This window comes from Dietzia sp. Cai40 (assembly GCF_014145165.1).
GTDB lineage: Bacteria > Actinomycetota > Actinomycetes > Mycobacteriales > Mycobacteriaceae > Dietzia > Dietzia natronolimnaea.
In genome coordinates, this window is sequence record NZ_JAALEB010000248.1 from 1 (window position 1) to 13,554 (window position 13,554).

At 70.2% G+C, this 13,554-nt stretch carries 15 protein-coding genes; 1 reads left to right on the plus strand and 14 read right to left on the minus strand.

Annotated features, from left to right (window positions below; translation table 11 throughout):
- The 14 genes from G6022_RS10160 to ftsY all read right to left on the minus strand — a co-directional run.
- Positions 1-349, minus strand: a 349-nt coding sequence (locus G6022_RS10160) for a YraN family protein (protein ID WP_182691495.1), incomplete at its 3' end; no start/stop codon positions are given.
- A gap of 106 nt (positions 350-455) precedes the next feature.
- On the minus strand, positions 456-761 hold the full coding sequence (locus G6022_RS10165; RefSeq protein ID WP_007632861.1) for a DUF2469 domain-containing protein: 306 nt from the start codon (positions 759-761) through the stop codon (positions 456-458).
- Positions 758-1,435, minus strand: coding sequence for a ribonuclease HII (locus G6022_RS10170; RefSeq protein ID WP_182639167.1), 678 nt, complete (start codon positions 1,433-1,435; stop codon positions 758-760). Before G6022_RS10170 ends, G6022_RS10165 begins: the two co-directional genes overlap by 4 nt.
- Entirely contained in the window at positions 1,432-2,151 is a 720-nt protein-coding gene (lepB, locus tag G6022_RS10175) for a signal peptidase I (protein WP_347237811.1), read from the minus strand. Before lepB ends, G6022_RS10170 begins: the two co-directional genes overlap by 4 nt.
- 137 nt (positions 2,152-2,288) lie before the next feature.
- Positions 2,289-2,630, minus strand: coding sequence for a 50S ribosomal protein L19 (gene rplS, locus G6022_RS10180; protein WP_017836979.1), 342 nt, complete (start codon positions 2,628-2,630; stop codon positions 2,289-2,291).
- Between the two features lie 163 nt (positions 2,631-2,793).
- The gene (trmD, locus tag G6022_RS10185) at positions 2,794-3,594 is read right to left on the minus strand and encodes a tRNA (guanosine(37)-N1)-methyltransferase TrmD (protein WP_179525469.1); all 801 of its coding nucleotides are present in this window, start codon (positions 3,592-3,594) and stop codon (positions 2,794-2,796) included.
- Complete coding sequence (rimM, locus tag G6022_RS10190; RefSeq protein ID WP_182639168.1) at positions 3,591-4,124, minus strand: ribosome maturation factor RimM; 534 nt, start codon at positions 4,122-4,124, stop codon at positions 3,591-3,593. The genes trmD and rimM overlap by 4 nt, the downstream gene beginning before the upstream one ends.
- Positions 4,125-4,159: 35 nt before the next feature.
- Positions 4,160-4,402 (minus strand): RNA-binding protein, encoded by a 243-nt coding sequence (locus G6022_RS10195; protein WP_179525471.1) that lies wholly within the window; start codon positions 4,400-4,402, stop codon positions 4,160-4,162.
- Positions 4,403-4,407: 5 nt separating this feature from the next.
- Positions 4,408-4,917 (minus strand): 30S ribosomal protein S16, encoded by a 510-nt coding sequence (gene rpsP / locus G6022_RS10200; protein ID WP_182639169.1) that lies wholly within the window; start codon positions 4,915-4,917, stop codon positions 4,408-4,410.
- Positions 4,918-5,129: 212 nt separating this feature from the next.
- Entirely contained in the window at positions 5,130-6,713 is a 1,584-nt protein-coding gene (gene ffh, locus G6022_RS10205; RefSeq protein ID WP_182639170.1) for a signal recognition particle protein, read from the minus strand.
- A gap of 64 nt (positions 6,714-6,777) precedes the next feature.
- Positions 6,778-9,153 (minus strand): [protein-PII] uridylyltransferase, encoded by a 2,376-nt coding sequence (locus G6022_RS10210; RefSeq protein WP_182639171.1) that lies wholly within the window; start codon positions 9,151-9,153, stop codon positions 6,778-6,780.
- Between the two features lie 189 nt (positions 9,154-9,342).
- A complete protein-coding gene (locus tag G6022_RS10215) occupies positions 9,343-9,681 on the minus strand; it encodes a P-II family nitrogen regulator (RefSeq protein ID WP_095716792.1) in 339 nt (112 codons plus the stop codon).
- Between the two features lie 28 nt (positions 9,682-9,709).
- Positions 9,710-11,077: an ammonium transporter gene (locus tag G6022_RS10220; protein WP_347237810.1), complete on the minus strand. Its 1,368-nt coding sequence runs from the start codon at positions 11,075-11,077 to the stop codon at positions 9,710-9,712.
- 157 nt (positions 11,078-11,234) lie between these two features.
- Complete coding sequence (gene ftsY, locus G6022_RS10225; RefSeq protein WP_182639172.1) at positions 11,235-12,713, minus strand: signal recognition particle-docking protein FtsY; 1,479 nt, start codon at positions 12,711-12,713, stop codon at positions 11,235-11,237.
- A gap of 98 nt (positions 12,714-12,811) precedes the next feature.
- On the opposite strand from ftsY, the gene G6022_RS10230 reads away from it, so the two are divergent.
- Positions 12,812-13,543: a succinate dehydrogenase cytochrome b subunit gene (locus tag G6022_RS10230; RefSeq protein WP_182691497.1), complete on the plus strand. Its 732-nt coding sequence runs from the start codon at positions 12,812-12,814 to the stop codon at positions 13,541-13,543.
- Positions 13,544-13,554: the final 11 nt, after the last annotated feature.

The following is a 13,554-nucleotide window of genomic DNA, read 5'->3' on the forward strand; positions in this document are numbered from 1 at the left end:
CCGGGTTGGCCGCCAGCCACTCCCGTGCCAGCGTGCGCAGACGGCGCCGCTTGACCGCGGTCACCGATTCGGCCGACGTCCCGAACCCGGTGCCGGTCCGCGTGCGGACCTCGACGAACCGCAACCGGCCCGCGGCGTCCAGGGCGACCAGGTCGAGCTCCCCCGTCCGGCTCCGCCAGTTCCGGCTGATCACCGCGCCCCCACGCGCCTCGATCAACCCCGCCGCATGCGCCTCCCCGATCGCCCCGGTCCGTCGGCGACCGTCACCCCCGTGCGTGCCGGTGGGCGATCCCGCCCTGTCCCCCGCCATCCCGAGCCCCTCCCCGGCGGCCCGGTCCGTCCGGGCCACCGCGGCTCACCCTGCACCACGACACCGGCCCGATCCGCTGGACGCGGATCGGGCCGGGAGCACCCTGTGGAGGCGCCGGAGGCTGTGGAGGACCAGCCGCCGGGTACTACTCCGGGAGGCGGAGTTCGGGCTTGTCGAGCTCCTCGATGTTGACGTCCTTGAAGGTCAGGACCCGCACGTACTTCACGAAACGGGCAGGCCGGTACATGTCCCACACCCAGGCGTCCGACATCCGGACGTCGAAGTAGACCTCACCGTCCGCGGACCTCGGGATCAGTTCGACCGCGTTCGCGAGATAGAAGCGCCGCTCCGTCTCGACGACGTAGGTGAACTGACCGACGATGTCGCGGTACTCGCGGTACAGCGAGAGCTCCATCTCGGTCTCGTAGTTCTCCAGATCCTCGGCGCTCATCTAGTGCTGCTCCTCGAATGCGCCTGGGCGGCGCGACGGACGTTGGCGTACGACATCCGGTGGATGTCGCTGGGACCGAGCTGCTCGATCGCCCTGGCGTGACCCGCGGTGCTGTACCCCTTGTGGGCGGCGAACCCGTAGCCCGGGTACCTCGGGTCGAGGTCCACCATAATCCGATCGCGGGTGACCTTTGCGAGGACACTCGCGGCGGCGATGGATGCGACGACCGCGTCGCCCCCGATCACCGCCGTGGACTGGCATCCGAGCCCGTCCACGGCGAACCCGTCGGTGAGGACGAAGCCCGGTGCCGGGTCGAGAGCGGCCACCGCACGACGCATCCCCTCGAGGTTGCACCGGTGCACACCCCGCTCGTCGATCCGATCGGACTCGATCACCACCACGGACACGGCGGTCGCCCTCCGCAGCACGGCGTCGTGGAGCCGTTCCCGGGTGGGCGGGGACAACTTCTTGGAGTCGTCGAGGTCGGCGAGGTCGGGGGCGAGCCGGTCCCCCAGCACGCATGCCGCCACCACCAGCGGACCCGCGCACGATCCGCGCCCGGCTTCGTCGACCCCGGCGACCGGGCCGAGGCCGCGCCGTCCCAGGGCCGCCTCGAGTGCCAGCCGTCCGTCACGCCGGGTCACCCTGACCCGGCCCGGTCGGACCGGGCTCACCCCGCGTTGATGTCCGGCGAGGGGACGGACCCGATCCGGTTGAACGGGAGGATGATGGCCTGCACCTTGCCGATGATGTTCCCCCCGGGGACGGTGCCCTGGAACTCGTCGCCCATGTGGTAGCGGGAGTCGGCGGAATTGCCCCGGTTGTCACCCATCACCCAGTAGTTGCCCTCCGGAACGGTGACCGGGCCGAACGCGCAGTTGAGTGGGTTGCGTTCGAGTGCGGGCTCCGCGTTGAGGTAGGGCTCGTCCAGGGGCTCCCCGTCCACGAGGAGGCCGCCGTCCGGAGAGCACCCGCCCACGGTCTGTCCGCCCACGGCGACCACGCGCTTGACCATGTCGTTCTGGTCGGGCGGGACGATGCCGATGACCCCTCCGATGTCCTGCAGGGTCCGTATCACCGGGTTGTCCGAACGGATGGACTGGTATCCCTGGTTCCAGGAATCCGGCCCCTCGAACACCACGACGTCCCCGGGCTGCGGATCGCCGAACCGGTACGAGATCTTGTCCACGAAGATCCGGTCACCCGTGCAGCCGGCACACCCGTGCAGCGTGGGCTCCATCGACTCCGACGGGATCTGGTAGACCCGCCCGACGAAGGTCTGGAAGACGAACACCAGCACCAGGGCGATCACCACCAGCAGGGGGATCTCGATGTACCAGGGCTGGCCCTTCTTCTCGGTGGTCCGCGCGTCGCGTCGGCCTCCACCCACGCCTCGAGCCGGGTCCCCGTCTTCTCGGGGGCCCGGCTCGGAGGGGTTCTGTCCAGGTGATTCGGTGCTGCTCACCCGGACGAGCGTAGTCGATCGGCCACCGCACACGGCGGCCGAGTCCGACCCGCTCTACGCGCTCAGCGCTTCTCCTTGATCTTCGCGGCCTTGCCGCGGAGGTTGCGGAGGTAGTACAGCTTGGCGCGACGGACGTCTCCGCGGGTCAGGACGTCGATGTGGTCGATGGTGGGCGAGTGCACCGGGAAGGTGCGCTCGACGCCGACGCCGAAGGAGACCTTGCGGACGGTGAAGGTCTCCCGGACGCCACCGCCCTGGCGGCGGATCACGACACCCTTGAAGACCTGGACGCGCTCCTTGGAGCCCTCGATGACCTTGACGTGCACGTCGAGCGTGTCGCCGGGGCGGAACGCCGGAATGTCGTCGCGGAGAGACTTGTTGTCGATGAAGTCGAGAGTGTTCATTGTGTTCCTCGGATGTCAGGAATTGAGGACAGAGGACCCTGGCGCCCGCCTCCCGGCGGGACGACCGGTTCGTGCCCGGATCAGCGCGACCGTTCGCGGACGCACGGATGCGCCCGGATGATCAACCTCGCTAGTGTGCCATTCCCGGCCCGCCCGCCCCAAATCAGCCCGCGCGGGGCGTCCAGCCGACGGAGGCGAGCGTCTCCAGGTCCGCCGGACGGAGATCTGCGCCGTCGAGCAGCTCAGGTCGGCGCTGCGCGGTGCGTCGCAGTGACTCGTCTCGCCGCCACCGCGCGATCTTCGCGTGGTCGCCGCTCCTGAGCACCGCGGGAACCGGCCGTCCCCGCCACTCCTCGGGTCGGGTGTAGCTCGGCCCCTCGAGTAGCCCGTCGGAGAAGGAGTCCTCCTCATGGCTGCGCTGGTTGCCCAGGACTCCCGGCAGGAGCCTGACGACGGCCTCCGCCATCACCAGGACCGCCACCTCTCCCCCGATGAGCACGTAGTCGCCGATGCTCACCTCTTCCACGTCCATCCGTGTGGAGGCCTCGTCGATCACCCGCTGGTCGATCCCCTCGTATCTGCCGCAGGCGAAGAGCAGGTGACCGCGACGGGCGTACCGGTGGGCGTCGTCCTGGGTGAAGGGCCGGCCGGCGGGAGTGGGCACGATGAGGAGAGACCGTTCTGCGGAGTCGTCCGCGGGCGGGGGTACCAGCTCGTCGAGAGCCTCACCCCAGACCGTCGGCCTCATGACCATGCCGGGGCCCCCACCGAACGGGGTGTCGTCGACGGACCGGTGCACGTCGTGGGCCCACGCACGGAGGTCGTGGACCTCGAGATCCAGGATTCCGCGATCGATGGCCCGCCCGGGCAGCGCCAGACGGAGCGGGGCGAGATAGTCCGGGAACGCGGTGACGACGTCGAGCCGGAGTCGCGGAGCGGGAACCGTGTCGTCGGTCCCCGTCACGAGGTCCCCAGATCGAGTAGTCCCTCCGGTGGGTCGATGACGCACGTACCGGAACCCAGGTCCACCTCGGGCACGATCCGGGTGACGAACGGCACGAGCGCGTCCGCACCGTTCGCGAGGCGCACCGCGAGCAGTTCCCCACCCGGCGTGTGGACGACCTCGGTGACCTCACCGAGTTCTGCCCCACCGGTGTCGAGGGCCCGCAGGCCCACCAGTTGGTGGTCATGGAACTCGTCCGGATCCCCGGTCTCCGGCAACGCCTCGGAGTCCACGAGCAGGAGCATCCCGCGCAACTCGTCGGCGGAGTTGCGGTCCGAGACGCCCTCCAGGCGCACGAGAAGCCGCCCGGAATGATCCCGGGCGGCTTCTACGGTGACCTCTCGGTCCGTGACGTTGTTCCCCTTGCCGGTGCGGCCCAGCAGGCGCTCGCCCACCGCGAAACGGTCACGGGGCGAGTCGGTCCGCACATCCACCACCAGCTCACCGCGGACTCCGTGGGATTTGACGACGCGGCCCACGACGAGTTCCATGGTGTCCTTCCGGTGCGGGTGGGTTCCGAGTGGGACTAGCGGTCGGTGTCGACCACGTCGACCCGCACGTCCGGCCCGCCGACGGCGGAGACGATCGTCCGGATCGCGGAGGCGGTACGGCCGCCGCGGCCGATGACGCGTCCGAGGTCCTCGGGCGACACGGTCACGCGGATCACCGTGCCGCGCCGACCGCCGCTCGACCTGACGGACACCGCGTCGGGATCCGACACGATGCCGCGGACGAGATGGTCGACGGCGTCGACGACCATGTCACTCATCGGACTCAGGCCTCGGCGTTCTCGGCGTCGGGCGACCCGGCCTCGGCGGACTCGGCCTCGGAGGCCTCGGCGGCGGCCTTCTTCGCGTCGTCCTCGGCCTTCTTCGCCTCTTCGGCCTTCTTGGCCTTCTCGGCCTTGCGCTTGGTGGTGATGGCCTCGGCGGACGGCTCGCCCTGGGCCTCCTCGAGCGCCTTGTTGAACAGCTCCAGCTTGCTGGGCTTGGGCTCGGCGACCCGGAGGGTGCCCTCGGTGCCCTCGAGGCCCTTGAACTTCTGCCAGTCGCCGGTGATCTTGAGGAGCGCCTCGACGGCCTCGGTGGGCAGGGCGCCCACGCCGAGCCAGTACTGCGCACGCTCGGAGTCGATCTGGATGAAGCTCGGCTCCTCCTTGGGGCGGTAGAGCCCGATCGTCTCGATGGCGCGTCCGTCGCGGCGGGTGCGGGCGTCGGCCACGACCACCCGGTACTGCGGGTTACGGATCTTGCCGAGGCGGGTGAGCTTGATCTTGACGGCCATGTGGCGTCTCGCTTTCTCTTGCGGGTCACGTGGCGATTCAGCGACTCCCGCACCTGTTGCGGGGCCCGGTTTCGCCTTCCGGGTGACCGCCGTTCGGCGCGGGCACCCGTTCGCGACCAGCACGACGGGACCCACCGGTGACGGCGTCCAGCGCACCAGTCTAAACGCCCCGCCACCGCTGGTACCAATCGGTGCCCGCGCGGCCGACCGGGTCAGCGCTTGGGGAACTTCAGGTCGTTCAGATCGATGCCCTCGAGTCCCGGGGGGAGCTTGTCGAGTCCGGGCGGCATCTGGGACAGATCCGGCATCCCTCCGGGGGGCATCCCCGGCATCCCCGGCATCCCCGGAGGCATCCCCGGCATCCCACCGGGCATCATTCCCCTGTTCTTGGGCTGGGTCGGCCCGCGGCCCTTGCCCTTGCCCTTCTTGCCCTTGCGCTGGTTCTTCCGGCCGGCTCCGGGCATGCCCATCTGACCCGCCATGCGGCTCATCATCTTGCGGGCCTCGAAGAACCGGTCCACCAGCTGGTTGACGTCGGTGACCGTGACACCGGAACCCTTGGCGATGCGCTGGCGGCGGGATCCGTTGATGATCTTCGGATCGGCACGCTCCTCCGGCGTCATCCCCCGGATGATCGCCTGGATACGGTCCAGGTACTTCTCGTCGATGTCGCCGACGGCCGCCTTCATCTCCTTGCCCCCGGGCAGCATTCCCAGCAGGTTTCCGATGGGGCCCATCTTGCGGATCATCAGCATCTGGTCGAGGAAGTCCTCGAGCGTGAGCTCCCCCGAGCCGATCTTGGCCGCGGTCTTCTCCGCGTCCTTGGCGTCGAAGACGGTCTCGGCCTGCTCGATGAGCGAGAGCACGTCGCCCATGCCGAGGATCCGGCTCGACATGCGGTCGGGGTGGAAGACGTCGAAGTCCTCGAGCTTCTCGCCGTCGGAGGCGAACATGATCGGGGTGCCGGTGAGCTCACGGACGCTCAGCGCGGCGCCGCCACGGGCGTCGCCGTCGAGCTTGGTCAGGACGACGCCGGTGAAGCCGACCCCCTCGCGGAAGGCCTCCGCGGTCATCACCGCGTCCTGGCCGATCATCGCGTCGAGGACGAAGAAGGTCTCGTCCGGCTGGACCGCGTCACGGATGCCCCTGGCCTGGGCCATGAGCTCCTCGTCGATACCCAACCGGCCGGCGGTGTCGACGATCACGACGTCGTGCATCTTGGCACGGGCGTGCGCGAGGCCCCGCTGGGCCACGGACACCGGCTCCTGCACGCCGACGACCTCGCCGTCTCCCCCGACGGACGTGCCGGGATGGGGTGCGAAGACCTGCACGCCGGCGCGCTCGCCGACGATCCGGAGCTGGTCGACCGCACCCGGCCGCTGCAGGTCGCACGCGACGAGGAGCGGGGTGTGACCCTGGCCCTTGAGCCAGTACGCGAGCTTTCCCGCCAGAGTGGTCTTACCCGCACCCTGCAGACCGGCGAGCATGATCACCGTCGGGGGTTGCTTGGCGAACTCGATGCGCCGCGCCTGGCCACCCAGGATCGCGGTGAGTTCGGCGTCGACGATCTTGACGACCTGCTGCGCGGGGTTGAGGGCCTCGGACACCTCGGATCCCTTGGCCCGTTCCTTGACGCGCGAGATGAACGTGCGCACGACGGGAAGGGCGACGTCCGCCTCGAGCAGCGCCAGGCGGATCTCGCGCGCCGTCGCGTCGATGTCGGCGTCGCTGAGCCGCCCCTTCCCGCGCAGGTCCTTGAGCGCACCTGCCAGGCGATCGGACAAGGAATCGAACACGGCTACAGCTCCCTGGGTCGCGGGCCGGGGGCGTGGTGGCCCCGGCGTCGTCGACGACGACTGCTCACAGGGTATCGGCACGCCCCACGCCGGGCGTGGCGGGATCGCGCCGGGGAAGCAGCGACTCCACCTCCGTGGCCGTGCTGAGCACCGCTCCGGGGCCGGACAGTGCGAAGACGTCCTCGACCGCGGCGCCGCGGGTCCGCACCACGACCCAGTCGATCCTCGCCCCCTTGCCCAGGATCGACGCGATGACCTTGGCGAACAACCCCGGTCTGTCCTCGGCCCGCACCTCGAGCAGGATGCCGTCGGCATCCGTCCGTCGATTGACCAGGACCGAGGACCTGGCCTGGGGCGGTCCGATCAGGCGGGAGGCGTTGCGTGCGAGCGCGGCCCTCAGCGAGGCCGACACCCCGGAGTCTACCGCCCGGCGCAGGTCCTGGCGGAGGACCTTCGGGTCGACGGGGTCGCCGAAACGGGTGGACACCGTCATCCTCGCGCGTACCCCACCGGGTGGGCGCAGGTCGATCTCCGCGTCGACGATCTCCAGCCGGTGCGCGGCGAGGACCTCGGCCGTCACCGCGAGGGACTTGCCCGAGCCCGGGACCACGAGGGTGATCTCGTGATTGGTCCCCGTCCCGGCGGGGCGCAGGTCCACCACGACGTCGGGGGGGCCGTGCGGCCGGGTGGCGTCGACGGTCGGCGCCTCCACCGCGCCAGGTTGCGACCCCATCCGGTCCCGGCACGCATCGACCAGCATCGCGTGTGCCCTGGCCCTGCCCGGGGTCCAGACCGTCGGCCCTGTGGCCAGCGAATCGGCCTCGGTGAGCGTGGCGAGCACGTCGAAGGCGGTCGCGTCCCGGTCGAGCGTGGCCAGCACGGAGTCGGCCGTCGCCGGGTCCGAGGGGTCACGCCTGGTCGCGGTCACGGCCAGCAGCAGGTGGTGCCGGACGATCCGGACCAGGGTGTCGACGTCGTCGGGATCGAGCCCCATCCGTCGCACGATGGGGCCGACCATCTCGGCGCCCGTCTCGCTGTGGTCGCCCTCGCGACTCTTGCCGAGGTCGTGCAGCAGCGCAGACAGCAGGAGCAGATCTGCGCGCGCGACCGAGGTGGTCAGCCGGGAGGCCTCCACCGCGGTCTGGACCAGGTGACGATCGACGGTGTAGACGTGAGCCCGGTCCCTGGCGGGCAGATCCCTCACCTCTGACCACTCGGGGATCATCCGCTCCCACAACCCGCTCCGATCCAACGCCTCGACGACCGGCACCTGGCCCTCACCGGAGCCCAGCAGGACGAGGAGGTCCGAGAGCGCCTCGGCGGGCCACCGACCCTCGGGGACCGGCGAACGCTCCACCAGTACCCCGAGCGTCGAACCGGCCACGGGGAGCCCGAACCGGGCCGCCGCCGCCGCCACCCGTAGTGGGAGCCACGGGTCCTCGGTGACACGGGCGTTCCTCGCGAGTGCCACCTCACCGGCGTGCTCCACCACGCCGTCGTCGAGTGGTCTGCGGACCGGCGATCTGCGCAGCAGCCCGGTCAGACCGCGGGAGGACAGCGACGCGCACGAGCCCCGGATGGCCTGATCCGCGGTGAACGCGATGGTCCGGGAGGCGTCACTGAGCGCACGGGCGAGGTCGAAGCGATCGCCCAGCCCGAGCGCCAGCCCGACCTCGTCCCCGTACTCGGCGTGCAGTACCTCCCGGGGCCGCCCGCTCACCCGGTGGAGCTCCGTCCGCGCGTCGAGCACGAGCCGGTGCGCGGCCGTCAGCCCTCCGGGGACGACCGGGCGCCCGTCACTGAGGTGTGCGACCGCGAGCGCGGTGACCAACTGTGAATCCCGCAGGCCGCCCACGCCGTTCTTGAGATCGGGTTCACTCCGGTGCGCGATCACGCCGGACCGCTGACGCCGGGCCACGGCGGCGGCCACGAGATCGTCGAACCGGGAGGCGATCTGGTCACGCCACTGGCGCCGGGCGCCGTCGACCACGAGCGCGCCCAGGTCCGCGTCCCCGGCGATCACCCGGGCGTCCAGCAGACTCAATCCCACCGAGACGTCCGCAGCCGCCACCGCGAGACACTGGTCCACGGTCCGGACACTGTGATCCAGGCCCACGCCCGAGTCCCACAGGGGGTACCACATGGCGTCGGCGAGTTCACCGACGTCGCGGTCGGGTCGTCGCTCGTGCACCAGCACCAGGTCGAGGTCGGAGTACGGGAGCACCTCGCGCCGGCCGAGCCCGCCGAAGGCCACGAGGGCGAACCCGGACCCCGGTCCGATCCCGGCCTCCTCCGCGAGCCGTCCGAGTTCCATCTCGTACAACTCGCACAGTGCGTCCCGCAGGTGCGCCGCGGGGAGGTCGGCCGTCGCGGCCGAGAGGATCTGCTCGCGTCCGTCCCGCAGCGCCATGGCCCGCTCACCGTCCCCCGTCAGGCTCACGTCGTCCCTCTTTCCCTCATGAGTGTGTCTCCAGACTGTCGGCCCCGTGTCACCTCGTGGCGGCCACGGTGTTTCGCTTCTGTGAACGCCTGTGCACCCCCACCGAGATCGACGGTGAGGCAGGGGGAATGACTGAGAAACGCGGTCGACCCCGGGTCCGGGGTCGACCGCGCCTCGTGGTGTCGTCGATCAGATCGCGGCGTCGCCCGCCTCGCCCGTGCGGACCCGGACGATGCTCTCGACGTGGGTCACCCAGACCTTGCCGTCGCCGATCTTCCCGGTTCGCGCGGCATCCACGACCAGCTGGACGACCGTGTCGGCGGTCTCGTCGTCGACGACCACCTCGACCCTGATCTTGGGGACGAAGTCCACGGCGTACTCAGCACCGCGATAGACCTCGGTGTGACCCTTCTGGCGGCCGTAACCCTGGACCTCACTGATGGTGAGACCGTGGATTCCCGCCTGTTCGAGTGCTGCCTTGACGTCGTCGAGCGTGAACGGCTTGACGATCGCGGTGACGAGCTTCATGTCAGGGGTTCCTTTCGCAGATGTCGGCTCAACGGATGAGCGCGTTGGTGGAGGCCTCGTACGCGGACTCCGCGTGCTCGGCGCCGTCGATACCGGACTGCTCGTCCGTCTCGTTGATGCGCCATCCCAGCGGGCGGCAGATCACGTAGGCGATCGCGGTCATGATGGCGGTGAAGACGAGCGCCGCCACGGCGATCACGATCTGGACCACGAGCAGCTTCCACCCGTCCGCCGAGTAGAACACGCCGGCATCGGTGTCGAAGGTGCCGGTGGCCAGGAGGCCGATGGCGATGGTGCCCCAGAGACCCGCCACGAGGTGGACGCCCACGACGTCGAGCGAGTCGTCGTAGCCGAAGCGGTGCTTGAGTCCCACGGCGAGGGCACACAGGGCGCCGGACACGGCACCGAGGGCGATCGCGCCGAGGGGGTGGACCGACCCCGCGGCCGGGGTGATGGCGACCAGACCGGCGACGACGCCCGAGGCCGCACCGAGGCTGGTCGGATGACCGTCCCTGATCCGCTCGGTGAGGAGCCAGCCGAGCATCGCGGCGGCCGTGGCGACGGTGGTGTTGATCCAGGCCAGGCCTGCGGCACCGTTGGCACCGAACGCCGAACCGGCGTTGAAGCCGAACCAGCCGAACCACAGCAGACCGGCGCCGAGCATGACGACCGGGAGGCTGTGGGGCCGGAACGCGGTGCGGCCGAAGTCGTAACGCTTGCCGATCAGCAGGACGAGGACCAGCGCCGCCATACCGGCGTTGATGTGGACGACCGTGCCACCGGCGAAGTCGACCGGGGCCACTGCCGCGGTGAGACCGCCCTCACCGTCGTCGACGGTGCCGAAGATCATCGAGGCGAGGCTGTTCTCCGAATGCGAGAGGAGCCCGCCGCCCCAGACCATGTGGGCCATGGGGAAGTAGGCCAGCGTGACCCACACGGCGGCGAAGGTCAGCCAGGTACCGAACTTCACGCGCTCGGCGATGGCTCCCGAGATGAGGGCGACGGTGATGATCGCGAAGGTGACCTGGAAGCCCACGTCGACGACCTGCGGGTAGGCGCCCGATGCGGACGTCACCCAGTTGTCGGCGTCGCCGATCACCCCGGCGAGACCGAACATCTCGAAGGGGTTCGCGAAGAGACCGAGCACGTCCTGCTCGCCGTAGGACATCGACCAGCCCCACAGCACGTAGACGATCCCGACGACCCCCATCGCGCTGAACGACATCATCATCATGTTGAGCACTGACTTCTGGCGGGACATCCCGCCGTAGAACATCGCCAGTGCGGGCGTCATGAGCAGGACCAGGGATGCCGCCATGAGCATCCAGGCCGTGTCTCCCGCATCGATCTCCGTCGTCGCCTCCTGGGCGAGCAACAAGACACTGTCACCTCTCACGGTGAGGTCCTCCTCGTCTCCATGGTGAGCGTTTGTCACTCACTCTCGGTTCAGAAGAATTCCTTTCCGCTGTTTCAGCCGATGCGCGGTCGTGTTTCCGGTCTGTAACGTGGCCGGCCCTGTGGTTCCGATCGTGTGTCCTGTGTACCCGCGCGTCCTAGGTTCCGAGCAGGGCGTCGACGAAGGCATCCGCCGTGAACGGCGCCAGATCGTCGGCTCCCTCGCCCAGTCCGACGAGCTTGACCGGCACCCCGAGTTCGTGTTGGACCTGGAAGACGATGCCGCCCTTGGCGGTGCCGTCGAGCTTGGTCAGCACCACGCCGGTGATGTCGACGACCTCCTTGAACACCCGCGCCTGCATGAGACCGTTCTGCCCCGTCGTCGCGTCGATGACCAGCAGCACCTCGTCGACCGGGGTCTTCTTCTCCACGACCCGCTTGACCTTTCCGAGCTCGTCCATGAGCCCGGTCTTGGTGTGGAGGCGGCCGGCGGTGTCCACCAGGACCGCGTCCACCCCTGTCTCGACACCCCGGGCGACCGCGTCGAACGCCACCGACGCGGGGTCCGCGCCCTCCTTGCCCCGCACGACCTCCGCTCCGACCCGTTCGGCCCAGGTCTGGAGCTGGTCGGCGGCCGCGGCGCGGAAGGTGTCGGCGGCACCGAGCAGGATGTGGCGTCCGTCCGCCACCAGGACGCGGGCGAGTTTGCCGGTGGTGGTGGTCTTGCCGGTGCCGTTGACCCCGACGACGAGGATCACGGCGGGGGTGCCGTTGTTCGGCAGCGCACGAAGCGAGCGGTCGTACTCGGGGTGGAGGTTGTCCACGAGGGCCTGCCGCAACAGGCCCCGGACCTCGGCCTCCGTGCGGATCTGCCTGGTCGCGATGTCCTCACGCAGGCGGTCGACGACGCGCTGGGTGACCGTGGTGCCCAGGTCCGCCATGATCAGCGTGTCCTCGATCTCCTCCCACGCGTCCTCGTCGAGATCACCTGCGCCCAGGAGCCCGAGCAGCCCCTGACCCACGGCGCCCTGGGAGCGCGCCAGCCGACCGCGGAGGCGGTCCAGGCGCCCCTCGGACGGGTCGATCCGCTCGACGGGGGCGACCGGGGAGGGGGCCCCGGTGATCAGCTCGGTCGTGGGGACCGGGACCTCCTCGTCCGGGACCTCCGGCGGTACCACCACCGGTTCGACGGGCGCGGGTTCCACGACGACCGTGTCGTCGCTCGGACCGGGTTCGGTGTCCGGCTCGGGCACGACCGGCGTCTCGACCGACCGGGGGGTCTCGACCGTGTCGGCCGGGCGGGGTGTGTCGACGGGGCGGGGTGTCTCGACGGGGCGGGGCGTGTCGACCTGCGGGGGTGTCTCGACGGGGCGGGGTGTCTCGACCGGCCGGGACGTCTCGCGCGGCAGGGGTTCCCTCGGGGGTGCCGCGGTGGCGGTCCCGCCCGCCTCGGTGAACGAGAAACCCGTCCCCGCCTGATAGTTGCCGGAGCGTTCCTCACGGGTGAGTTCCCTGCGTTCCTCCGGCTTGCTCAGCGAGATCTGTCGCTTCCTGCGGAGCTGCAGACCCACGACCAGCGCGAGCACGGCGAGCAACAGGACGGCGACGACGGCGATGATGATCCAGGTGGTGTTCACGGTGCCCAGTATGGACGACGACCCCCGTCCTCATCCCGGCCCCGGGCGGCGTGGGCGGACCTAGACTGGCGCGCGTTCCCGTAAGGAGGTGTCCGCGCGTGACCGAGGTCGCTGCCCCGCACGTCCCGGTCAGGGCCCGGAGGCCTCACCTCCGGCGTACCCCTGTGTTGCCCACCTGGGCCGCGAAGACGGTCATGGCCGTGACGGGCCTGGTCTTCACCTCGTTCGTCGTGGTGCACATGATCGGCAACCTCAAGGTGTTCGGCGGTGCGTCCGGTTTCGACGGTTACGCCGAGTGGCTGCGGACGCTGCTCTATCCCCTGGTGCCGCACGAGGGGGTGCTGTGGGCCCTGCGGGTGGTGCTGGTGCTGAGCCTGGTGGCACACATCTGGTGCTCGGTGGTGCTCGCGCGACGGTCCCGGGCGTCGGCGGGTCCTCGTCGTCGTCGCACCGGTCTGACCGCCGGTTCCTTCGGCGCGCGATCCATGATGCTGACCGGCGTGGTGATGCTGCTGTTCGTGGTCTTCCACGTCCTGGACATGACCACCGGCACACCGCCCGCCGCCAGTGACTCCTTCGTCCCCGGTTCGGCGTACTCGAACCTCGTGGCCAGCTTCGCCAGGCCGTGGGTGGCCGCGTTCTACGGGATCACCATGGTCCTGCTGGCGGTACACGTGGCGCACGGCGTCCGCACGGCGGCGGGCGATCTCGGGGTGACGGGCGTCCGGAGCCGTGCCGCGGCGACGGTCGTGGGTGGGGTCGCCGCCGTCGCCGTCCTGGTGGGCAACGCCCTGATCCCGATCGCGGTGCAGGCCGGGTGGCTCGCATGACCGGCCCACGC